Raw genomic sequence first — 23,469 nt, 5'->3', positions numbered from 1 at the left:
TTTGTTCGTATGCACAACCTGTTACTACTACATAAAAGAAAAATCATGAGAAAACGCTCCTTCTGAGAATTTCACAAGCATCATAAAAGAACCTAGGCAGTGTGAAGAGTAAAATATGCAATGTGAGAAACACTAACAGTATCAGGAGGAGACGTATGATGAATACACTCAACATTGATTTTCAAAAAACAGCATTGATTATCATTGATTTACAAAAGGGAATTGTACCGATTGATCAAAGCGGCCAGGTTGTCCCGAACGCGAAAAAGCTCGTAGATGAATTTCGGAAACATAACGGGTTCATCAGCTTTGTAAATGTAGCCTTTCATGATGGAGCGGACGCCCTGAAGCCGCAAACGGATGAGCCTGCGCAGAGAGGTTCAGGGGAAATGCCGGCGGACTGGGCCGAATTTGTTCCGGAAATCGGTGTGCAGGATGGCGATTATACTGTGACAAAACGGCAATGGGGTGCTTTTTTTGGCACAGATTTAGACTTGCAGCTGAGACGCCGCGGCATTGATACGATTGTATTGTGCGGCATCGCAACGAATATCGGGGTGGAAAGCACAGCACGGGAGGCATTTCAGCTTGGTTATCAGCAGATTTTTATTACAGATGCCATGTCCACATTTAGTGATGAAGAGCATGAAGCCACACTGCGCTTTATTTTCCCGAGAATCGGTAAATCGCGGACAACGGAAGAGTTTCTGGAACAAGTGAAATGATGTTATCGAAAAAAAGCCGGGCTGTTTTTTTAACAGCGGTGGCTTCGGGAACAATGCTGAATCCGCTGAACTCGTCTATGATCTCTCTTGCGCTCCATAGCATCCAGCATGAGTTTCACCTCTCGTTTACAACGGTTTCCTGGCTGATTTCCTCGTTTTACTTGGCGAGTGCCGTAGCGCAGCCCGTAACGGGAAAGCTCGGTGATTTGATTGGGCGGAAACGCTTGTTTTTATTCGGGCTTATTCTTGTTGCGGTTTCTGCCATCGGAGCGCCGTTTGCGCCGACGTTTATGACATTATTGGTCATGCGGCTGTTTCAATCGGTGGGAAGCAGTGCGATTTATCCGTCAGGTGTTGGCTTGATTCGGAATCATATTCATGAGCGCCAAGCTTCAGCCTTGGCTGTACTCTCTATTTTTGCGTCCGCCATGACGGCGCTGGGGCCGACAGTCGGCGGGTTTTTGATTGTATGGGGAGGCTGGCCGGCGATCTTTATCGTTAATTTGCCGTTTATTATCCTCAGCTTCTTATTGGGCCTGTATATGTTCCCGAAAGATCAGAAAAAAGGGGCAGGAATCAAAACCATTATTCGGCAGCTCGACATTCTTGGAATTGTTTTATTTGCCGGAGGAATCATTTTCCTTCTATCCTTTTTGCTGTCGTTCAGCACGTCGCCGCATGCGGTTGAAGGTGTGCTTGGCTTGCTTCTGCTCTGTGCGTTTGTCTGGCGCGAGCTGAAAACGGATAAGCCATTTATTGATGTCCGTCTGTTTAAAACACAACGTAACCTGTCAGCCGTGTATGTTCAGTTTATTTTATTGAATGTTTTCTTCTATTGTTTATTTTTTGGTCTGCCAAGTTACTTTCAGGATGAAATGCATCTTTCTGTTCAAACGAGCGGCCTGTTTATGCTGTTTATGTCTGGAATGAGCATCGTTGTGTCACCTTTAACTGGCAAATGGATCGACCGATCTGGTGTCGTCAAGCCGATCTTTGCGGGAGCACTTTTGATGACGGCTGGAGCCGTGCTCTTAACCATCTTTTTTATCAATGTCCAGACCATCGGTAAAGGCCTCATTCTGTCGCTCTTGGGTATAGGCTACGGACTGGGCAATGTCGCGCTTCAGGCAGCGATGCTGAAAACGAGTCCTTCCAACATGGTAGGAACGACTTCAGGCCTGTTTCAAACCTGCCGTTACCTAGGATCGATTTTGTCTTCGGTGATCCTTGGCGTTCTTTTTGGTAAAGAAATCACGGCAGCCCATTTTGATATGATGGGAATCATTATGATCATAGCGGGCGGAGCAAGCCTGTTAATGGCTGTTAGATTTGCTGCATTAATGAAAGCTGCAACTTGAGAAAGAGACAGACTCTGAGGTCTGTCTCTTTTTCTTGTTTAAGCTGTTCAAATACAAATGGGAAAATTGTATATCATAGCCAGTGTTATTGTCTGACTCTTCAGTTATATTAAGTGACATCTAATGTCAAAAAACATAACGTGTGACGACATATAGACAATATGGAAAGGGGAGCCGGCTATGAAATTAAAAGAGAGTCAGCAGCAATTCAACAGGCTGAGCAATGAAGATCTGGTGCCTTTGGGACAGGAAAAACGGACATGGAAAGCAATGAACTTTGCCTCCATTTGGATGGGATGTATACATAACATACCGACCTACGCGACGGTGGGAGGATTAATTGCGATCGGCCTTTCGCCTTGGCAGGTGCTGGCAATCATTATTACGGCATCGCTTATCCTATTTGGCGCTCTTGCCTTAAACGGCCATGCGGGGACAAAATACGGGCTGCCGTTTCCAGTGATCATTCGGGCTTCTTACGGGATATACGGTGCGAATATCCCCGCGCTTCTAAGGGCGTTTACAGCTATCATGTGGCTTGGCATCCAGACCTTTGCGGGTAGCACGGCATTGAACATTTTGCTTTTGAATATGTGGCCGGGCTGGGGAGAAATTGGCGGCGAGTGGAACATTCTCGGCATTCACTTATCTGGTTTGCTTTCCTTTGTATTCTTTTGGGCCATTCATTTACTCGTATTGCATCACGGCATGGAGTCGATTAAACGTTTTGAGGTGTGGGCAGGGCCTTTAGTGTATCTGGTATTTGGCGGCATGGTATGGTGGGCCGTTGATATTGCCGGAGGATTGGGCCCGATATACTCTCAACCAGGAAAGTTTCATACGTTTTCAGAAACATTCTGGCCGTTTGCTGCCGGAGTTACTGGCATCATCGGCATCTGGGCGACATTGATCTTAAATATACCTGATTTTACACGGTTTGCTGAAACACAAAAAGAGCAAATCAAAGGGCAATTTTACGGTTTGCCGGGAACATTTGCGCTGTTCGCCTTCGCAAGTATTACGGTGACCTCCGGCTCGCAGGTCGCGTTCGGAGAGCCGATTTGGGATGTTGTCGATATTTTGGCGCGGTTTGATAATCCTTATGTCATCGTCTTGTCCGTGATCACGCTCTGCATCGCCACGATCTCTGTAAATGTCGCGGCGAACATCGTATCGCCCGCTTATGATATAGCGAATGCCCTTCCGAAATATATCAATTTCAAACGTGGCAGCTTTATCACAGCGTTGCTCGCTTTATTTACGGTTCCATGGAAGCTGATGGAGAGCGCGACAAGCGTGTATGCGTTTCTTGGCTTAATAGGCGGCATGCTTGGACCGGTGGCAGGCGTGATGATGGCCGACTATTTTATCATTCGCAAACGTGAGCTCTCGGTAGATGACCTGTATTCCGAAACAGGACGGTATGTGTATTGGAAGGGCTACAATTACCGTGCGTTTGCAGCCACAATGTTAGGAGCGCTGATTTCGCTGATTGGCATGTATGTTCCTGTATTGAAGAGCTTATACGATATTTCTTGGTTTGTAGGTGTGCTGATTTCCTTTCTTTTCTATATTGTTCTGATGCGTGTTCACCCGCCTGCATCGTCGGCGATTGAAACGGTTGAACACGCGCAGGTCCGCCAGGCTGAATAAGGTATCTGCCGGTATATTTTCATATTTTTGAAATGGTTTTCCATAAATAGAGCATTTATAATGGTTTTAGAAATCTATTCTAAAACGAAATGGGAATCGAAAATGAGAAAATGGTATTTTATCCTTTTGGCAGGTATTGTAACGTTGGGCATCCTCGCTTGTGTTTTTGATAAGACAAAGGCAAATGAGGAAGGATGCGAAGACTGCTTATATGTTTCTCCAAATGGCAGTGATCAAAATGAAGGAACAAAAGAAAAACCGTTTCGTACATTGGCACACGCATCTGAGAAGGCTGCTGCCGGCACAACTGTCATGATTCGGGAGGGCACGTATCATGAAATCCTTGATGTAAATCACAGCGGTACGGACGGAAAGCCTATCACATTCCGAAACTATGAAAATGAAAACGTCGTGATTAGCGGTGAATCCCTTACGGACGCTGAATATGAAACACCTCTTATTCGTATTCACGATAAACATGACATTGCCATCAGCGGTTTAACAATTCAAGATCTTTCTGTTTCATCTGAGGAAGCAACTGCTATAGGGATTTATGTATCAGGGTCCAGCAGTCATATCGCCATTAAGAATAATCACATCCGGGGTATTAAGACAACAGCGGATGAAGGAAATGCTCACGGAATCGCAGTTTATGGGACTGGCAGCATGAAAGACATCCAAATCGAGGACAATATAGTTGAGAATCTGACGCTTGGAGCGAGTGAAGCAGTTGTGCTGAACGGTAATATCGACGGGTTCACTGTTGCAGGCAATCTGGTCCGCAACAATAACAACATCGGGATCGATCTTATTGGTTATGAGGGAACCGCGGATAAAAACGATTATGTGCGAAACGGAGTCGTAGAAAACAATACAGTTTATCAAAACTCGACTTACGGCAATCCTGCTTATGGAGATGAATACTCAGCGGGCGGGATTTATGTCGATGGAGGACACGATATCGAAATTAAGAACAACACAGTTTACGATAACGATATTGGGATTGAAGCAACGTCTGAACACAAAGGAAAGTATGCAAATGCCATTCAGATCACAGACAACAAAGTGTACAACAATGCGTACACCGGTATTTCAATCGGAGGATATGACAAAAAGCGGGGCGGCACCAGCAATTCTCTGATTGCCCGCAATATTATGTACCGGAATGACACAAAGGGACTGTACGGCGGACAGCTGCTGCTGCAGTACGATACGAAAAACAACACAATTGAAAAGAATATATTGACGGCCGGTGATTCCAGATTATTTATCGGAAACGATTTTACAGAAAATGAAGGAAATACGATCAATCATAACGTGTACCACAAGGAAGCGGATCAAGACGGCATATGGATGTGGAAAAAGAAAGAATATGATTCATTTTCTTCGTATCGAAAAGCAACAAAAAACGATCAGCAATCCATTTATGCCGATCCGATGTTTCGTGATGAAGCGTCCTATGATTTTTCGTTAGATCCTGATTCACCTGCGCGGAAAGTCATTGAATAATATGCCATAAGCGGCGTTCTCTCGTTCAACCGAGAGGGACGCCGTTTTTTATATGCAAAAAAGACTGCCGGGATTTCCCGGCAGCCTGAAATTTATTCTGCAATAGACACTTTTCCTTCAGCCTCTGCAGGTTTTTTCTGGCTCCACGTGTAGAGAAGCAGGGCAATTAAAACGAACAGCCCCGCTGTTAAATAAATGGCAGAGAAGCCGGCAGATGCTACAAACAATCCGAATACATACGATCCTACAGCAATTCCGCTGTCAAAGAAGGTAAAGAATGTTGCCGTTGCAAAACCGGAGCGGTGAGCCGGAGATTTCTGAATCGCCAATGTTTGCATGCAAGGAACGATTGATCCGTAGCCAAGACCGATAACCGCCCCTGAAAGCAGAAGCATTAAGCCGCTATGTGTGAAGGACAGCATGCAGAGTCCAACAGAGAAAATCAGGATTGATGGGTAAATGACAATGCCCGGTCCGACTTTGTCGAACAATTTCCCTGTGAACGGGCGTGCAATCATCATTGTCACCGCAAAGCAAACAAAGAAATATCCGCTGATATCCGAAAGGTCAACTGATTTGGCGAATACAGACAGATATGATGTGACAGTTGAATAACAGAAAGAAATAAACAAACCGACCGTCGCAATTTTGAGTGCGCCCTTTTCAAACATATCCGAGAACGCAAAACGGAATACAGTCGTGCCGCTGTCCTTACTTTGCGGCACTTTTATCAAGAACGAAACAAGTAAGCCCGCAACCATAAACAGCGCAAAGGCTGTAAAGAATACAGGAAAGCTTACCACTCTCATCAAATTCAGACCAAGGAAAGGCCCGATCGCCATAGCGAGGTTCATAGACATGGCAAAGTATCCAAGCCCTTCACCGCGCCGTTTGGCTGGAATAATATCAGCGGCAATTGCACCTGTAACAGTCGTTAAAATGCTGAACCAAATCCCTTGGAAGAACCGCAATCCGAGCAGCAGGGAAAAGTTATGAATCGGCATATACAGAAAAGATGATAGGGCGAAGAGCGCCATTGATACAATCGCCATTCTTTTCTTCCCGAAACGCTCAACGATGGCACCGGAGAAAGGCCGTGTAATGATCGCAGACAGAAGGAACAGGCTGATTAAAAGCCCGCCTTGTGATTCTGTGCCGCCAAGCTCTTGCAGTGTATAGATCGGCAATACAGTTAAAAATGTATAAAAGAACACAAACACAAATAAATTGACAAGCAGAACCATAATAAAATCCTTGGTCCATATCGCATCCGCTTTTTTCAAATGTATGTCACTTCCTTATTTTCATTGTTGTAAAAACATGCGGAATAAATGAGAAAAAGCTTCTTTATCTTCATCTCGGAAATCTGCAAGCAGCTCTTCCTCGAATTTCAGCATTTTCACATTGATTTCTTCGTATTTTTTCTCGGCTTCTTTTGTGAGGACAACAAGTTTTTCCCGTTTGTCTTCACCTTGCCGTCTCTGAACCCAGCCGTTCTCCTCCAGGCGTTTGATCGTCCGAGTCACAGTCGGCGCTTCCACATTTAAATAGGACCAAATCTCTTTTTGAGTCATTGGTCCGATCGTACGCAAACAATATAAAACTGACCATTGAGATGAATAAAGGCCGAATGGCTCTAGCTGTTCATTGGCTTTCTTGGCAATCAGGCGGGCGCTTTGGTTGATTTGATGAATGAGGTGTCTGTTGACGTAGGACATGTCGGTCTCCTTCTAAAAAACTTACCTAAGTAACTAATTGCTTATTTCATTTTACAGGAGCGATCAATAGTTGTAAAGATGAAAATTTAGTGACGCGAAATAGTTTGCTGAATCTGAAAAAGTTCGTTTCACCCCTTGTCCTTATTGAGTTTTTAGCATATTCCCAAAAGAATGCTAATACACTGTTACAAACCTAACAAAGAGAGTGTTTGAGGTGAGGGATCGTGGGCATATTTCACAAACTTACTTTTAAAACCATACAACGAAGAAGCGGCATAATGAACGACTCTTTACAGAATACGGATCTCATTTCACACTTCTCACATCCATTTTAGGGAGGTCGAGTGGTGTGCACGATTACATCAAAGAGCGAACAATCAAGATAGGGAAGTACATCGTGGAGACAAAGAAAACCGTTCGTGTCATTGCGAAGGAATTTGGTGTTTCCAAAAGTACAGTACACAAGGATTTAACAGAGCGTCTGCCTGAAATTAACCCCGACTTGGCAAACGAAGTGAAAGAAATACTCGATTATCATAAATCCATCAGGCATTTAAGAGGAGGAGAAGCGACAAAGCTCAAATATAAAAAAGATGAAATTCTCGAAGGAGAGCCTGTTCAGCAATCGTAATCACCTGGCATTGCCTTCTTGAAATCGTTCATAAAACATCCGCAAAAATTTGTAAAGAACTTATTGTGCTTCCAACTTTTTTTCTATATTTTATGATAATATATATAATTAGGGCACAATGTGGATATTTACTGTGAAACAGATTTTCAAGGAGGATATAAATAGATGTTTGCAAGGGATATTGGTATTGACCTCGGTACTGCAAATGTACTGATCCATGTTAAAGGTAAAGGAATTGTTCTGAATGAACCTTCCGTTGTTGCACTTGATAAAAACAGCGGCAAAGTGCTGGCGGTTGGCGAAGAGGCAAGACGAATGGTTGGACGTACACCTGGGAATATTGTTGCGATTCGCCCGCTGAAAGACGGAGTTATTGCTGACTTTGAAGTAACAGAAGCAATGCTGAAACATTTTATTAACAAGCTGAATGTAAAAGGCCTGTTCTCAAAGCCGCGCATGCTCATTTGCTGCCCGACGAATATTACATCCGTTGAGCAAAAAGCAATTAAAGAAGCTGCAGAAAAAAGCGGCGGGAAACATGTGTACCTTGAAGAAGAACCTAAAGTTGCCGCTATCGGCGCGGGTATGGAAATATTCCAGCCAAGCGGTAACATGGTTGTAGACATCGGAGGCGGGACGACGGATATCGCGGTTATTTCAATGGGCGATATTGTCACCTCCTCTTCTATTAAAATGGCTGGGGACAAGTTTGATATGGAAATCTTAAATTATATCAAACGCGAGTACAAGCTGCTGATCGGCGAACGTACTGCGGAGGATATTAAGATTAAAGTCGCAACTGTTTTCCCAGACGCACGTCACGAGGAAATTTCCATTCGCGGACGGGATATGGTTTCCGGTCTTCCAAGAACAATTACAGTCAACAGTAAAGAAGTTGAAGAAGCCCTTCGTGAGTCTGTCGCTGTTATTGTTCAGGCTGCGAAACAAGTGCTCGAAAGAACACCGCCTGAACTTTCTGCTGATATTATTGACCGCGGCGTTATTATTACCGGCGGAGGCGCACTCTTAAACGGCCTTGACCAGCTGCTTGCCGAAGAGCTTAAGGTACCGGTCCTCGTTGCTGAAAATCCTATGGATTGCGTAGCCATCGGCACAGGTGTCATGCTTGATAATATGGACAAGCTTCCTAAACGCAAACTAAGCTGATTTCACAAACCTCATTCTGAAAAAGAATGAGGTTTTTTTATGAAAAAGCCTTCACGAAAAGATGTTAAATGACGATAATAGGATAAAATACTGAGTTTTTATTATAGAACGAACGTTCCTATATGACAACTGGAAAAAATGCCATTTTTAGAGGTGGGAAATTTGTTAAAAGGATTATATACAGCAACATCCGCAATGATTGCCCAGCAGCGAAGAACGGAAATGCTTTCAAATAATATTGCTAACGCAAATACATCAGGATATAAAGCTGATCAAGGCTCTATGCGCGCGTTCCCTGAGATGCTGCTCAGCAGAATAGAATCAAAATCTCCGGCCGGGACATCAAGGACGGAAATAGGTTCCGTGAATACCGGAGTATATATGCAGGAGCTCAAGCCTCTCTTTACACAGGGAAGCCTGAAGTCCACAGACCAGCCTACAGACATTGCATTGATCGAAAATCAAGTTCCGATGAATGCGGAAACCAATGAAAAAGCTGCTCTTTTTTATCCGGTTCAAACAGCGGATGGAATCCGTTATTCAAAAAGTAGCACATTTTCACTAAATGAGAACAATCAGCTGACGATCAACGGACGCCCTATTTTATCGACGGATCGCCAGCCAATCACTGTTGATAATGAGAATTTCACTGTGTCTGAAAACGGTACTGTGACAACGAACGGACGCACAGCCGGCCAGATTGATGTCAGAATGGCGGAAGATGTCCGCAATCTCAAACGGGACGGAAATGATTTGTACAGCACGGCGGACGGTAATGATCTGCCAAGCGCAGCCGGAAATAATCAGGTATCCTATTCATTAAAACAAGGCGTCTCAGAGCTTTCAAACGTGGATGTGACAAGCGCCTATACAGAAATGACTGAAGCGTACAGATCGTTTGAGGCGAATCAGAAGGTTATTCAGGCTTACGATAAAAGTATGGATAAAGCAGCAAATGAAATTGGGAAAATTTAAGATAACGGAAGAAAAAACGGGGGACATCAACTATGCTCAGGTCAATGCTAACGGCATCAACAACCTTAAACCAGCTGCAGCAGCAGATTGACACAATCAGCAGCAACCTTTCAAACAGCAACACAACCGGCTATAAGGCAAAAGATACGAATTTTTCTGAGCTTGTCAGACAGCAATTCGATCAGGTTGATGAAAAAAACGAGGAAGTGGCAAAAGCCCGAAAAACGCCGCCCGGCTTGCGCCTTGGCGTCGGGGCGATGATGAATTCACGCCTTGTCTCTGATCAAGGGAGCATTCAGAAGACGGATCGCGATCTGGACATCGCATTTACGTCTCCATACCAATATCTTCAGGTAAATGTAAATGGAAACCGCCAGTATACGAGGGACGGGGCGCTGTATGTAACGCCGTCCGCTGCGAATGCCAACCAGCTGCAACTCGTCACTGGAAATGGGTATCCCGTACTTGATGAGAACGGCAATACAGTGAACATCAACAGCTCAATGAAGAATATCACCATCAATAAGAACGGCACCTTAACCGCATCTGACGGAAACGCGGTTCAGCGGTTTAATCTTGGCGTTGTCCAAGTGAATAACCCTCAAGAGCTGAAATCCGAAGGGAATAACCTTTTCTCTATTGATAATGCGGCAGCTTTTGAAGAGCTGAACGGCGCTAATAGACAAAACATCGGCATGCAGCAGGGCTCACTTGAGATGTCCAATGTCGATATTTCAGAACAAATGACAGATTTGATCACGTCCCAGCGTTCATATCAGCTGAACAGCAGAACGATCACAATGGGAGATCAAATGCTCGGTTTAATCAATTCAGTCAGATAATAAGAAAATGGGCGTTTTTCAATCAGCCGCGCATGATAAAAAAAGCGGCTTTTTCGAAATCGTCCTTTTTTTTGTAGTATTCCGTAATATCTTCTAACAGCACTTCTAAATCCACCCACGCCTCGATTTTTTCTAATTCAAGCACATATTCGAGCAGCTGCTCATAGGGGTCTTCGGCTGATGTGTAGAGGGCTTCAAGCGTTTTTAATTTTAAATAAATGGTTTGAATGTCTACCTTTTCAGATAATTCTTTTCCTTTTTGAAGGACGGCTTTAGCTTCTGTGATGTTTCCTGTTTTAAAAAGCGCTCTGACAGACTCGTACACACAATGAAGATATGAGACTGGTGAATTCATTTCAAATTCTTGATTCTTTAATACTTTTCTAAAGTAAAGAAGCGCTTCCTGGTCTTTTTTCTCGGTCGCTTTTAAAAAGCCAAGGTTATAATAAGCGTGGCATAGCAGGTTTTCGTCATGTAGTTGCTGGGTTTTCTTAATGATTTCTTTGAAAAGCTGTTCAGCTTTTTCATAGCGTTCTTGATCAATATAATTCACGGCGAGCAAAAGCTTACAGGTGATTACCTTTTTGATATAGCCGAATTGGTGCAAATAGATGTGTAATGCTTTTTTGACGTATTGGATGGAAAGCGGCGGTGATTTCATCAAGTAATAGGCACCGGCGGTTTGATAATATAAATCAGCGGCTTCAAACGTATTTTGAATGGCGGCCAGGTACTGTTCAGCTTTTTTAAAATGATGTACTGCATGTTTCGGAGCTGTTTTTACCATCTCATATAACCCAGAGAAAAAATACAGATAATATTTCAATTCATCATCCATTTTGTCTTCCAGGCCATATAGGTCATCGAACAATGAATCGAGTCCGTTCTGGTTTTCAAAAAGCAGCTGATGGCGGGCCTGAAACAATTGATAACGCATCCAAAGTTTTGTGTTCTTTTTGATCTTCGGAAGGTGCTGATCAATTTTCTCTTTCAGTGTGCAAACGTGATTCATTTTGCGTTTGCTCATTGCGGAATACCACTCGTCTAACATGTTTAGCATTCTTTTTTCAATAAACTTCGAAATCATTTTCCTACCTCTTTGCTATTGGTAAAATCTATAATTATCATATCATAACTTTTGACGGCTCTCATTGACAGTTGGTTACATTTTAGCGCGGTTGAAAAAGAGATTAATTCATAATATACTTTTCAAATGTACAGATTGGATCTTTGATGATTGCTATACATACTAATGCAGATGAAGGAGATGTCAAGACAATGCTTGATACTCAGCAAATTAAAGAAATTATTCCTCACCGTTATCCGTTTTTGCTTGTGGATCGGATTACGGAAGTTGAAGAGGGCAAACGGGCAAAAGGCTATAAAAATGTAACCGCTAATGAAGAGTTCTTTAACGGACATTTTCCTCAGTACCCGGTTATGCCCGGCGTATTAATCGTAGAAGCACTCGCTCAAGTCGGAGCTGTTGCGATGTTGATTAAAGAAGAAAACCGCGGCAGACTGGCTTTTTTTGCAGGCATTGATAACTGCCGCTTTAAAAAACAAGTCAAGCCTGGTGACCAGCTTCACCTTGAGGTTGAAATCATTCGTGCCCGCGGCACAATCGGGCGCGGAAAAGGCGTTGCCACAGTTGATGGCGAAGTCGTTTGCGAAGTAGAACTGACTTTTGCCCTCGGAGAATAATTGAAAAAAGGCAGATGGCCAGCGGCACATTTGTCTTTTTTTCTTTACAAATATAGAAAAGCAGGTGATTGTATGTGGAGTGAATTTAAAGCCTTTGCCATGCGGGGGAATATCGTAGACCTTGCGATTGGTGTTGTGATAGGCGGCGCTTTCGGAAAGATCGTCACATCTCTAGTAAATGATATCATTATGCCTTTGATCGGTTTGCTGCTGGGAGGGCTTGACTTTTCAGGCCTGTCGTTTACGTTTGGCGATGCTGTAGTGAAGTATGGCAGCTTTATACAGACGATTGTGAACTTCTTAATTATATCGTTCTCCATTTTTATCGTCATTCGGACTTTGAATGGGTTAAGGCGCAAAAAAGAAGCAGCAGAAGAAGAGGCTGCGGAGGAAGCGGTGGATGCGCAGGAGGAGCTGCTGAAAGAAATCAGAGACCTGCTGAAGCAGCAAGCAAAGTCGCCGGAATAAAAAAGATGCCGTTGGAAACGGCGTCTTTTTTTATCTCAATTTTCGTTTAAGTTCGTTCTATGTCCTTCAGTCCCGCGGGGCTTTCCGTTGTTTCAGCGAGATGAATGAGCATTGAGACAGAGGTGCCTGCATCCGGAGTGCTGCTGATCATCAACTCGCTGCCGCAAAAATGTTTCAGCCGCTGATTGATATTTTTCAATCCGACGCTGCGATCAAAATCCGTTGATAAGAGGTCTTTTTGTTTTTCCGGAGTCATCCCGGCACCGTTATCCTCTACTTTGATGTGATACTCATTTTTGCATTGTTTTTTAGCTGTCAGTTTGATCCATCCTCCGCCTCTTTTCTTGCTGACACCGTGAAGAACGGCATTTTCCACCAAGGGCTGAATCATTAAAGGCGGAAGGATAAAGTCAATATCTTCATCTATATCGAAAAGAACCTCAAGCCGATTACCGAATCGCGTCTTTTCTATAGAAAGATAGGAATTGATAATCGAAAGCTCATGTCTGAAGGAACTGATGGCTGATGTATTTTGAAAGTCAAAACTCATTCTTAAATAGTTGGTAAATTCCTCTGTTACCTCCCGGGCCTTTTCAATATCCAAATGAGTGAGAGAAATAATTGTGTTTAATACATTATAAAGAAAATGAGGCTTGATTTGCGACTGGAGAAATGCCATTTCCATTCTTGTGGCTTGATTTGCTGTATGTTTCATCATGATCAGATTTTGAATACGCGCCATAAATTCAGAGTAATGATAAGGTTTTTGCAAAATGTCATTCGCTCCGGCATGAAAAGCCTTGTATTTGTCATGGCCGATAATGGCAGCTGTAATGATCAGAACCGGAAGATCAACCATGCTGAATCGTTCGCGAATTTTCATACAGACTTCGAAACCAGTCATATCCGGCATCATCAAGTCCAAAATAACCAAATCAAGCTTTGTGCAAGAGATGATTTCTAATGCTTCCTTTCCGTTCTTCGCAGCAATCACATTGTAGGGCACACCTTCAAGCATATCGTTTAAAATTTTTAAACTGTCAATGTTATCATCGACAATCAGAATGGTTGGAGCGTCAATACTCTCAGAGTAATAAGGCGTGCTAAATGAGATATCTGATAGATCTCTCTCGGATTGTAATTCAGGAAGACGTTTCTTTGTTTCAGAGACAGATTCATTTTGGGCGATCGGCAAGGTGAAATGGAATGCCGAACCTTTTCCTTCTTCTGATTCGACCCAAATATCTCCGTTTTGGAGCTGAACCAGCTGTTTGACAATGCTGAGGCCAAGACCGGCACCATCGTCTTTATTCTTTTCGGCTTGCTGAAAAGACTCAAAGATGGTTTGGCGATCGGCTTCTGAAATGCCGCTTCCTGTATCTGCTACTGTCACTTTGATCATGTTATCGTTCAGTCTTGAAGCAGAAAGTGTGATTTGGCCCTCTGTTGTATATTTGATTGCATTGTCTACTAAATTGGTTAATATTTGGCGGAAGCGGTTTTCATCTGTGAGCACCAAAGGAAGATCGTCTGGGATATGGTTCATGATATTTAAGTTTTTATGTCTCGATAAGAGGTTGTAGAAATTCATTTCCGAACAAACTAAAGTATAAATATCAACAGGAACCGGGTGGATTTGAAGCATGCCTTGCTTTATTTTTTCTAAATCCAGGATGTCATTTACCAGATTGGACAGCCTGTAGCCCATGCGGATGACGAGCTGCATATTTTCTTTCTCTTCTTCTATCGTTCTTTTTCCCTTGCCGGCCAGCAGGGTCTGGCATATATTAATGATGCTGTTCAGCGGTGTTTTAAATTCATGTGATGTTTTGGCAATAAATTCATCCTTTAGCCGGTCAATTCTGAGCAATTTCCACGACAGCACTTCATTTTCACGGAATGCTCCGGCAAATTGCTGCGCCATCAGCAGAACGATCGCCAGCAAAGCGATAACTGTTGGCAATGAATAAATCGAATTAAAAGAAAAGGCTGTTTTGCCGCTGTAAGCTGAAATGGTGGTTAAAATGACAAAAGCACTCATTGATATAGAGGCGATGGTCAGATACAGACTTCCTTCCATTTTGCGGATCGCAGCAATCGTAAAAATATATGTAATATAAACCAGAGTCGAGACCGCTAGCACAGAATGTAAGATGTACGAGGCATGGCCGATAAAACCGACAGTTAAAAAATCTGTGACTAAGACCAGCCCGGAAGAAACGGTGGCTATGCGAATAAAACGCTTTGAAACAATCTCTCTGTAAGCAAAATAGAGATAAAGAAAAACCGCAATGCTGACAAGCACTGTAGAGATGGCCCTCAATGAATTTAGCAATGAAAATGAAATTGACGGATAAAGGAGAAATATAATCCGCTCTTTTCCGATCATCAGAATAATGAACGAAAACAGAAGACACATAACAGAAAAAAACAACAAATGTTTATCTTTTTTTCTTTGCAGGAAAAAGCCCAGAAAATATAATCCGGTAATGAAAAAAGCTGTAATCATGATTGTATCATTAAGAAAGGAAATTTTGTTTTCCCGGACTATTTGCTCCTGGGTGCCAAAAGTAATTGGCTTTGCGATTCCCCATCCCGGCGTTTTTCCGAAGTTCGAAAATTGTACGACAAGTTCATTGTCACCCTTGTGAAGCGTAAAAAAGCTCGTATATGGGCGGTTTTGTGCCGCAAAATCAGGTTTATCTGAAGGGCTGCCGCTTTGGCCAATGAATTGTCCATTAAAATAGATGCGATTGGCACTGTAAATAAACGACGTGCTGATCCCAAAAACCTGATTGTTTTGCTTTGATCTGATGGTCAGCTTGTACGTTCCGTAATCCACATTGATACCCTGCTTGGCTAGCTTCACATTGCTGGGGACATCAACGAAGAGAGAATCTTTTCCTTTTGCTGAAGCGATCTCTTTTGGTGACAGAATCTGATTTGGATACAATGTCCATTTTCCGTTCAGCTGTACATTCCCATCCTTCTGAAAATCCCAATTCTCCAAGTTCATGACCCCATGCCTTGCCGCAGGAAGCGTTGATCCGGAAAAATGGTCAATGGCTATGAAGCCCATAAAGAATGCAGCATAACCGAAAATAATCGAAGTGAAGATCAATTTCTCTTTCATATCATGGCTCCTTTATTCAAATAGGATCATTCTAAATTCCTACTTTTTTATAAATATTGTAAGTGCAAAATTTCAAAAACTACAATAGAAAGAAAAAGAATCCAGATAAAGGGGTTATTTGTCATGATATAATAGAAGTTATTTACTGATATCTCGATTTTACATATAGGGTGGGATGTTTTGTGAAAGCGTTAATTGTTGATGATGAGCACTTGGCATTGCTTCATTTTAAGAAAATGCTTGAACGAACAAACGCCTTTCAATCTATTATGGCGTATCAAGATCCGGTTGAGGCCTTAGAGCATCCTGAGACTCCTGCTGTAGATGCGGTGTTTCTTGATATTGAAATGCCGGGGGTAAACGGCATTGAGCTTGCTGAGGCGATTCAATCGATGAATGAAAACATCCAAGTCGTTTTCATCACGGCTTATAATGAGTTTGCTATCAAAGCGTTTGAGCTGAATGCCATTGATTATTTGCTGAAGCCTGTCATATACAAGCGGCTTGAGACAACTGTTGAACGAATCAAAACGAATAATATGCTCAGACAAAATGCAGAAAATACCGAGGCGCATTTTTCCATCCAATGTTTTGGGAGCTTGCAGTTTCATCAAACCTTAAAGGATGTCAAAACAAGCATTCCAGTCAAGTGGAGAACGTCGAAAGCACGTGAAATATACTTATTTTTGCTTCACAATCAAGGCCATGTGGTCAGTAAAGACATGCTAATCGATCTTTTTTGGCCTCATTACGATGTTTCAAAAGCAAGCACCCAACTTTACTCAACCATTTATCAAATACGAAAATTATTCAGCCAGATCCCTTTCAGCCAAACTATCGAGAAGACTGATACTGGATATATTCTTCGGCTTTCAGGCGCAAAAATCGATGTTGTCGAATGGGAAAAATCACTAAAAGGGGCGCCGCCGCTCAATACGGCTACATTACATCTGCACATGGATATTTTCATGTCCTATCAAAATCATTACCTAATGGAGCACGGTTATCTTTGGGCAGAACCGGAAAAGACGCGTCTTTCCCAGCTTTGGCTTGGAAAGGCCTATGAACTGATCGATTATCATATTCATGAAATGAACGATCATCAAGCGATGGACATTTGCCTGCAAGCGGAGAAAATTGAGCCTTGCGATCATAAAATTATGCAATACAAGCTGCAGCTATTCAACAAAAACGGGAAGGTAGAAGAGGCGATAAAAGAATATCAGCGTTATAAACAAATGAAGGATCAAATTAATTAAAGAACGCCAAACCAGTATGTGTCGATTGCCTTTCGATGCACACTGGTTTTTTTGTTCACTTAAAGGGAAGGCCCTCGCCATATGTCTCCTGGGTGAAACTTCAACTCTCTCCAATTCACTTCAATCATACATGATTTCTGAGTTGTACAGAAATTGTATAGTTCCATTTCATACAATGTAGTTTGGTTCGGATGGCAAATCTTAGTTTTGAAACTCATTCGGTATTAGCAGTTCTTTTTGGAGGATGAGACATGATGTTATGGTCTCGCGGATCAATCGGCAAGTGAAAGATAGATAAGAAAGGGAGGAATGAAAAGTTGAGAACGAGGAGTTTTCCCTTAGGGCTGAAAAAAAGCGGGCGGATCGTTATGATCATAAGCCTTGCCATCTTTTTCTTCTTCAGCCAGATCGCCAGCTATACTCTTACAGCACAGGCTGTGGACGTAACGTCAAGTGACAGCCAATTCTTCGATTCGGTAACAGTTAAGGACGCCAAGGGCCAGATTGTTGACGGATCAAAAGGAAACAAACCGGCACTAACACCGGGGGACGAAGTGAAACTGACATATGAATGGTCATTGAAAAAAGACAAAAAAGCAGATAGCGAACAGGATATCAATGTGGAGATACCTAAAAGCTTTACATTTGATAAAGGTGCAGAAGGTGAGATCAAATCTGCTGATCAGGTCATCGGCAGCTATCAAGTGCCGGCGGGCAGCAGCACCATGAAGGTAAAATTAACAACTGCATCTGCGGATTCTCCTGATGCCAAGGGGACCATTACATTGTCAGCTAAATTTACTGCAGATGTAAAAGACGATGAACATACAGCAGCAGCCCTTTTTCAGCTAGGGGGAGGCAAAACTCAGCAGGTGATCATCCCTGTTAAGAAAGAGGAGACACCAGATGCCGAGGCGGAAGATCCAAAAAATGACTCTTCTGATACTGCGGGTGATCAGGAAGGGACAGATGACAAACCTGCACCTTCAGTCAGCAAGGATCAAAAAGAGGAAGAACAGCAACCGTCAGACTCTAAGAGCGGCGAATCCTCTAAGAGTGATGATTCAAAAAAAGTGTCATCCTCAAGTCAATCAGCTTTCAAAAGCTTGCAAACTGAAGAAAAACAAATCACGCAAAACATTTTAACCGGCGTGACATTGACGGACGAAAACGGAAAGCCATATGACAAGGGCAATCGCGCCAATACGAATTCTCCGGTGAAAATTTCAATTGATTGGGCTATTCCTGACGATTTAGGAAAAACGATCAATGCCGGCGATAAATATGAATTTGATTTGCCTAAAGAATTTATTATGCATAATGACATTGTGAACCTGCCGTTAGGCGCCGGAGACACCACCTACGGGACATTTTCTATTGATACGAACGGACATGTGGTGATGACATTTAACGGCGAGGTAAAAGACAGTTCTAATGTCAAAGGCACATTGGTTATCAATACGCAGTTCAACGAGAAAAAAATAACGGGTTCGACAACACAAAAGATTCCATTCCCTGTAAATTCCGATACTCCTGAAACAACAGTTTATTTTAAACCCAATGTGAGTAAAACCATTGATAAATCAGGTGTGCTGGATAAAGGCATCAACCCTGGTAAAGTAACATGGACGGTCGATGTCAATAAAAAGTTGGATCAAGTCAAAAATGCCAAACTCACGGAAAGCCTTCCAGATGGCGTAATCTACCGTTCAGTTAAAGTGTATGAACTCAATGTGAACATTGATGGTTCTGTCAGCAGAGGAAATGAAGTTTCTTCCGGCTACAGTGTTGATTCAAAAGGAAATGTCACATTTGACGGGACAATTGATTCAGCCTACCGCCTTGTATACGAAACCGACATTGACAATAGTGCGAAGCCGAGTGAAGGCGGAAATATAACGCTGACGAATAAGGCGGCATTCAGCGGAGACAACCTGGAACCCATTTCTGCAGAAGCCACTGTTGCAGCCAAGTATGGAAAAATGATCGCGAAATCATCGACCGGCTATGATGGAGAATCTCAAACATTCAGCTGGGCTCTTGCATACAACTACGGTGAGAAACAGATCGACCAATCCAAGGCCAGTATTAAAGATTCTTTTGGAACTGGTGATTTGCATCTTGTGAAAGATTCTTTGAAGGTTATTCCTATTACCTTTGGTCAGAATGGCAGTGAGCAAGCGGGCACGCCTTTAAAGGAAGGCGAGGACTACACGCTCATCGATAATGGAAGCGGATTTGAAGTCAAATTTAATAAAAACGTAACGAGCGCTTACAAAATCATATATCAAACAAAGGTCAACAGCGGAGTGATCATTGATAAATCTACAACATACACCAATAGCGTTGTGACCGGAACAGGGGATTCAAAAGAGGCTTCCGGAATAGCCATTCAGCAAAACCTCATCAAAGGATATTCAAACGTAGATTATGAGAAGAAGACGGCTGATTGGACGATTACAGTTAATAAAAATAAATACTTGATGAACAATTGGACTTTGAATGATCAATTTGAAAGCGGCGGAATGGTTCTGCTTGATGAATCGTTCAAGCTTCAAGACACAACGAACAACAAAACATTGCAGAAAGACATAGACTACACGTTAATAAAAAAACCGGATCATAAAGGCTTTACTTTGGCATTGATCGGGGATTATGCAAAAACAGACAGTCAATTTAAGATCACTTATACGACAACGTTCAATGCCGATTATTCTAACGAAAGCGTTAAGAATACAGCTCAGTCGACATGGACTGATCAAAACGGCAATGAGCGCACGAATAAGGTATCAAGCGGTTTTACGCCGAATCATCAGACTTCAAATAATGGTTTCAAAAACGGATCATATAACGCGGTTTCAAAGGAAATCACGTGGAAAATCGGTGTCAACTATAACGGCGAGCCGACGAAAAACCCTTATATCAAAGATGCCATAACAGATCCTCAGCAATTTGTGCCAGGTTCCGTTGTCGTTAAGAGTTATACGATCAATAAAAACGGCTCGATCACAGAAGGAGACGCGCTTGATCCTTCCAAGTATGATGTCGAAGAGCCTTCTGCGAAAAATGAACGCACGCTGACGGTACACCTTAAAACAGGCGATTCTGTACCATATCTGATTGAGTTTAAGACATCACTCAAAGGACAGGTCATTGATCAGAATCAGTATACAAACAAGGCAACATACTATAATGACGGTTATGCAGACCGCACGTTGACAGGCTCTGTTTCAGTTACGAACGGAGGAAGCCTGGTTTTTAAAGGCGGCAAACAAAATGGAAGCTACATCGATTGGAACATCAATGTCAACTCCAGCCAATCAACGCTGGATGACGTAAAAGTTACTGATACGCCGGATGAAAATCAAATATTAGATGCGGATTCTTTTAAAGTGTATCAAGCAAAGTATGATGAAAACGGAGTGGTCAAAGACACCAGCGGAAATCTGACCGCGGGAGATGTCGAGCTTCAAAAAGACAAAGACTACACGTTAGACATCAAAACGGACAATACAACAGGTGAACAATCATTTGTCCTGACATTTATAGGCAGCTATAAACAAATTGACCGCGCTTATGTGATCAAATACCGGTCTCTGATTAACATAGCCGGCACGAGCGGCCATGTTAAAAATAAGGTGTCCATTTCAGGAACAAATGTGAAGGAGCAGACTCAAGAAAACAGCAGCTCGATCTTTGTTGCCATTTCAAGCGGCGACGGTTCCGGATCCGGAGAAAAAGGAAGCCTGACGATTTTTAAGACTGGAGAGGACGATAAAGCTCTTGAAGGAGCAGAATTCCAGTTATGGTCTGAGGACTCCAAACAGCTCCTCCGCACTGGTACGACGGATGCCGGCGGGAAGCTTACATTCGGAAATATTCGCTACGGTTCCTATGTATTAAAAGAAGTAAAAGCGCCTGACGGATATACCATCAGTGATGCTTATGCAAAAGGAGTTTCTGTAAAGATAGACAGCAACTCCTCCAAGCAAGGAGCGCTGTACAAAGTCGTAAATCAACAGAACAAGGTGACGCTTATCAAACAAGACGAACAAAACAATCCTTTGGCGGGTGCTGTTTTCAAGCTGGAGAAAAAGTCAAATGACGGCACCTATACTCTCATACGAACAGATATAAAATCTGATAAAGACGGAAAAGTAGAAATGAACGGTTTGCCGGCGGGCTACTATCGTTTGACAGAAACACAAGCTCCTGAAGGCTTTATCGTAAACACAAAAGCGATTCACTTCTCAATCGCAAAGAATGAAAAGAATCAAGTGTCTGACGTCAATTTGGGGGCAATGACCAATTATCAAGGAAAAGTCTCTCTGACGAAGGAAAATGCTGAAGGCCAGAAACTTGAAGGCGCAGTATTCAACATTGTCGATCAAGATGGAAAGATCGTTCAAGAGAAGCTGACTTCAGATAAAGACGGAAAAATTGAGGCTTCGGGCCTTGCACCGGGCCATTACGCTTTTGTGGAAACAAAAGCGCCAGCCGGCTATGTGCTGAATACAAAGAAAAAAGAATTTACCATCTCAGAATCAGCAGCAGGAAAGCCTGAAGCCGCAGATGCCGGAATCGCCGTTAACGATAAAGGCTCTGTTGAGCTGACGAAGGAAGATGCAGATGGCCAGAAGCTTGAAGGAGCCGTCTTTAAGATTATCGACAAGGAAGGTAATACGGTTCAAGAAGGACTGACCTCAGATAAAAACGGGAAAGTCACAGCTTCAGGCCTTGCACCGGGACAATACGCTTTTGTGGAAACAAAAGCGCCATCCGGTTATGTGCTGAACACTGAGAAAATAGAGTTTGAGATTTCTGATTCCTCTGAAGGAAAGCCTGAAGCTACAGATGCCGGGATCGCCATTAATCATAAAGGCTCCGTTGAGTTGACGAAGGAAAATGCTGAAGGCAAGAAGCTTGAAGGTGCAGTATTCAACATTGTCGACGAGGAAGGAAATACGGTTCAAGAAGAGCTGACTTCCGATAAAGATGGAAAAGTAAAGGCTTCGGGCCTTGTGCCGGGACGTTACGCCTTTGTTGAAACGAAAGCGCCATCCGGTTATGTGCTAAACACTGAGAAAAAAGAGTTTACCATTTCTGAATCAGCAGCAGGAAAGCCAAAATCCGCGGATGCCGGGATCGTCGTGAACTATCAAGGATCGGTTCAGCTGACGAAGGAAGATCAAGATGGAAAAGGCTTAGCCGGCGCGGTATTCAAAATCACGGACAGCAATGGGAAAACAGTGAGAGACGATCTAGTCTCAAAAGAAGGCGGCAAAATTGAAGTTGACGGGTTAGCGCCGGGAAGCTATCAATTTATCGAAAAACAGGCGCCAGACGGGTATCTATTATCCGCCATCCTTGTGCCATTCACCATTAAGGCAGAAAACGGCGGCAAACCTAAACAAGTTGAAGTAACAGCGGTTAATACGAAGAACCGGGTTGTCCTCACAAAAGTGGATCAGCATGATCAACATAAAGTTCTGCAAGGCGCAGAGTTCAATTTGACAGACGCCAACGGCAAAGTGCTGAAGTCCGGTTTGGTTACCGATGACAAAGGACAAATCACAGTGCATGGCCTCAAAGCTGGCGATTATCAGTTTGTCGAAACAAAAGCGCCTAAGGATTATGAGTTGGACCAAACTCCTATATCGTTCAAGATCACAAATACAGACACGAAATCAGTCGAAATCACTGCGGAAAACATATTGGCACCAGGTGACGTAAATGTGAAAAAAGTGGATCAAGACGATAAAAATACCGTTTTGGAGGGCGCTGAATTCAAGTTATTGGATGAAAGCGGCAAGCCTGTAAAAACTGACGGGTATGGAAAAGAGCTTTCTAAACTCTGGAAAACAGATCAAAATGGGCAGTTCACTGTAAAAGGCCTTGCGCCGGGAAGCTACCAGTTGATTGAAACGAAGGCACCCGAAGGTTACCAACTTGACGAAACACCGATTGAATTCACAATTGAGAAAGGACAGTCAAAAGCTGTTGAGATCGTTGTTTCTAATCAAAAAGTGAAAACACCAACGCCTGATAAGCATGATCATCCTGATAAACCTGCACCGGGTGGAAATGGAAAAGACGATGGAGATCATCCGAATACCAATGGTACAGATGGCAGCTCGGATGGTCAGTCGAACACAGACAAAACCCTCCCAAAAACCGGAGATACAGACAGCATGCTGACAGCAATGATCGGTATCCTGCTCCTTATGGCAGGCGGAGGCTTAGCTGTTGCCTCAAGAAAGAAACAAAGAAAAGGATAAAGTTGAAGGCACCTGATCATCGAAGAATCGATCAGGTGCTTTTTTGAAA

17 protein-coding genes and 1 pseudogene are annotated in these 23,469 nt (G+C 43.0%); 13 read left to right on the top strand and 5 right to left on the bottom strand.

Annotation, left to right across the window (positions count from 1 at the left end; all coding sequences use genetic code 11):
* Positions 1-155 precede the first annotated feature (155 nt).
* From AC0OMU_RS19470 to AC0OMU_RS19455, 4 genes are all read left to right on the top strand, one after another.
* Positions 156-725 (top strand): isochorismatase family protein, encoded by a 570-nt coding sequence (locus tag AC0OMU_RS19470; RefSeq protein ID WP_174616662.1) that lies wholly within the window; start codon positions 156-158, stop codon positions 723-725.
* Positions 725-2,083, top strand: coding sequence for an MFS transporter (locus AC0OMU_RS19465; RefSeq protein ID WP_015384868.1), 1,359 nt, complete (start codon positions 725-727; stop codon positions 2,081-2,083). Before AC0OMU_RS19470 ends, AC0OMU_RS19465 begins: the two co-directional genes overlap by 1 nt.
* Positions 2,084-2,263: 180 nt before the next feature.
* The gene (gene pucI, locus AC0OMU_RS19460; protein ID WP_474241432.1) at positions 2,264-3,736 is read left to right on the top strand and encodes an allantoin permease; all 1,473 of its coding nucleotides are present in this window, start codon (positions 2,264-2,266) and stop codon (positions 3,734-3,736) included.
* Between the two features lie 102 nt (positions 3,737-3,838).
* Positions 3,839-5,245 (top strand): right-handed parallel beta-helix repeat-containing protein, encoded by a 1,407-nt coding sequence (locus AC0OMU_RS19455; protein WP_474241591.1) that lies wholly within the window; start codon positions 3,839-3,841, stop codon positions 5,243-5,245.
* Between the two features lie 92 nt (positions 5,246-5,337).
* Here the strand turns inward: AC0OMU_RS19455 and AC0OMU_RS19450 are convergent, their stop codons facing one another.
* Both AC0OMU_RS19450 and AC0OMU_RS19445 read right to left on the bottom strand, forming a co-directional pair.
* Complete coding sequence (locus tag AC0OMU_RS19450) at positions 5,338-6,528, bottom strand: MFS transporter (protein WP_003227769.1); 1,191 nt, start codon at positions 6,526-6,528, stop codon at positions 5,338-5,340.
* A 21-nt stretch (positions 6,529-6,549) separates the two neighbouring features.
* Complete coding sequence (locus AC0OMU_RS19445) at positions 6,550-6,963, bottom strand: MarR family winged helix-turn-helix transcriptional regulator (protein ID WP_003227771.1); 414 nt, start codon at positions 6,961-6,963, stop codon at positions 6,550-6,552.
* Positions 6,964-7,187: 224 nt separating this feature from the next.
* On the opposite strand from AC0OMU_RS19445, the gene AC0OMU_RS19440 reads away from it, so the two are divergent.
* The 5 genes from AC0OMU_RS19440 to flhP all read left to right on the top strand — a co-directional run bounded on the left by AC0OMU_RS19440 (position 7,188) and on the right by flhP (position 10,578).
* Positions 7,188-7,298 (top strand): protein usd, encoded by a 111-nt coding sequence (locus AC0OMU_RS19440; RefSeq protein WP_010886628.1) that lies wholly within the window; start codon positions 7,188-7,190, stop codon positions 7,296-7,298.
* Positions 7,299-7,312: 14 nt separating this feature from the next.
* Positions 7,313-7,594, top strand: coding sequence for a sporulation transcriptional regulator SpoIIID (gene spoIIID, locus AC0OMU_RS19435; RefSeq protein WP_003221804.1), 282 nt, complete (start codon positions 7,313-7,315; stop codon positions 7,592-7,594).
* 165 nt (positions 7,595-7,759) lie between these two features.
* Positions 7,760-8,761: a cell shape-determining protein Mbl gene (gene mbl, locus AC0OMU_RS19430; RefSeq protein ID WP_003227776.1), complete on the top strand. Its 1,002-nt coding sequence runs from the start codon at positions 7,760-7,762 to the stop codon at positions 8,759-8,761.
* 162 nt (positions 8,762-8,923) lie between these two features.
* Positions 8,924-9,736: a flagellar hook-basal body complex protein FlhO gene (flhO, locus tag AC0OMU_RS19425; protein ID WP_015251036.1), complete on the top strand. Its 813-nt coding sequence runs from the start codon at positions 8,924-8,926 to the stop codon at positions 9,734-9,736.
* Between the two features lie 32 nt (positions 9,737-9,768).
* The gene (gene flhP / locus AC0OMU_RS19420) at positions 9,769-10,578 is read left to right on the top strand and encodes a flagellar hook-basal body complex protein FlhP (protein WP_047183322.1); all 810 of its coding nucleotides are present in this window, start codon (positions 9,769-9,771) and stop codon (positions 10,576-10,578) included.
* A gap of 22 nt (positions 10,579-10,600) precedes the next feature.
* On the opposite strand, the gene rapD is transcribed toward flhP, so the two are convergent.
* Positions 10,601-11,665, bottom strand: a complete 1,065-nt coding sequence (gene rapD / locus AC0OMU_RS19415; protein WP_014478211.1) for an aspartate phosphatase RapD — start codon at positions 11,663-11,665, stop codon at positions 10,601-10,603.
* A 191-nt stretch (positions 11,666-11,856) separates the two neighbouring features.
* Here rapD and fabZ point away from each other — a divergent pair, with 191 nt between their 5' ends.
* Complete coding sequence (gene fabZ, locus AC0OMU_RS19410; RefSeq protein ID WP_003221796.1) at positions 11,857-12,282, top strand: 3-hydroxyacyl-ACP dehydratase FabZ; 426 nt, start codon at positions 11,857-11,859, stop codon at positions 12,280-12,282.
* A 72-nt stretch (positions 12,283-12,354) separates the two neighbouring features.
* Entirely contained in the window at positions 12,355-12,750 is a 396-nt protein-coding gene (gene mscL, locus AC0OMU_RS19405; RefSeq protein WP_474241431.1) for a large conductance mechanosensitive channel protein MscL, read from the top strand.
* Between the two features lie 46 nt (positions 12,751-12,796).
* Here the strand turns inward: mscL and AC0OMU_RS19400 are convergent, their stop codons facing one another.
* Complete coding sequence (locus AC0OMU_RS19400; protein ID WP_236822454.1) at positions 12,797-13,768, bottom strand: histidine kinase; 972 nt, start codon at positions 13,766-13,768, stop codon at positions 12,797-12,799.
* 177 nt (positions 13,769-13,945) lie between these two features.
* Positions 13,946-15,259: pseudogene (locus AC0OMU_RS19395) on the bottom strand (sensor histidine kinase); the annotation flags it as partial.
* An 806-nt stretch (positions 15,260-16,065) separates the two neighbouring features.
* Between AC0OMU_RS19395 and AC0OMU_RS19390 the strand changes: the two are divergent.
* Together AC0OMU_RS19390 and AC0OMU_RS19385 are read left to right on the top strand one after the other, a co-directional pair.
* A complete protein-coding gene (locus tag AC0OMU_RS19390) occupies positions 16,066-17,142 on the top strand; it encodes a response regulator (RefSeq protein WP_015384861.1) in 1,077 nt (358 codons plus the stop codon).
* A gap of 317 nt (positions 17,143-17,459) precedes the next feature.
* A complete protein-coding gene (locus AC0OMU_RS19385; RefSeq protein WP_474241430.1) occupies positions 17,460-23,420 on the top strand; it encodes a SpaA isopeptide-forming pilin-related protein in 5,961 nt (1,986 codons plus the stop codon).
* Positions 23,421-23,469: the final 49 nt, after the last annotated feature.

Source organism: Bacillus sp. FAU18 (assembly GCF_056033885.1).
Note: the sequence above shows the minus strand (reverse complement) of the source record. Positions and strands in the feature narration are given on the sequence as shown.

Coding starts and splice junctions, on each gene's coding strand:
- AC0OMU_RS19470 (WP_174616662.1), top strand. CDS start 156: ATGATGAATACACTCAACATTGATTTTCAAAAAACAGCATTGATTATC.
- AC0OMU_RS19465 (WP_015384868.1), top strand. CDS start 725: ATGTTATCGAAAAAAAGCCGGGCTGTTTTTTTAACAGCGGTGGCTTCG.
- pucI (WP_474241432.1), top strand. CDS start 2,264: ATGAAATTAAAAGAGAGTCAGCAGCAATTCAACAGGCTGAGCAATGAA.
- AC0OMU_RS19455 (WP_474241591.1), top strand. CDS start 3,839: ATGAGAAAATGGTATTTTATCCTTTTGGCAGGTATTGTAACGTTGGGC.
- AC0OMU_RS19445 (WP_003227771.1), bottom strand. CDS start 6,963: ATGTCCTACGTCAACAGACACCTCATTCATCAAATCAACCAAAGCGCC.
- mbl (WP_003227776.1), top strand. CDS start 7,760: ATGTTTGCAAGGGATATTGGTATTGACCTCGGTACTGCAAATGTACTG.
- flhP (WP_047183322.1), top strand. CDS start 9,769: ATGCTCAGGTCAATGCTAACGGCATCAACAACCTTAAACCAGCTGCAG.
- rapD (WP_014478211.1), bottom strand. CDS start 11,665: ATGATTTCGAAGTTTATTGAAAAAAGAATGCTAAACATGTTAGACGAG.
- fabZ (WP_003221796.1), top strand. CDS start 11,857: ATGCTTGATACTCAGCAAATTAAAGAAATTATTCCTCACCGTTATCCG.
- mscL (WP_474241431.1), top strand. CDS start 12,355: ATGTGGAGTGAATTTAAAGCCTTTGCCATGCGGGGGAATATCGTAGAC.
- AC0OMU_RS19400 (WP_236822454.1), bottom strand. CDS start 13,768: ATGCTTGAAGGTGTGCCCTACAATGTGATTGCTGCGAAGAACGGAAAG.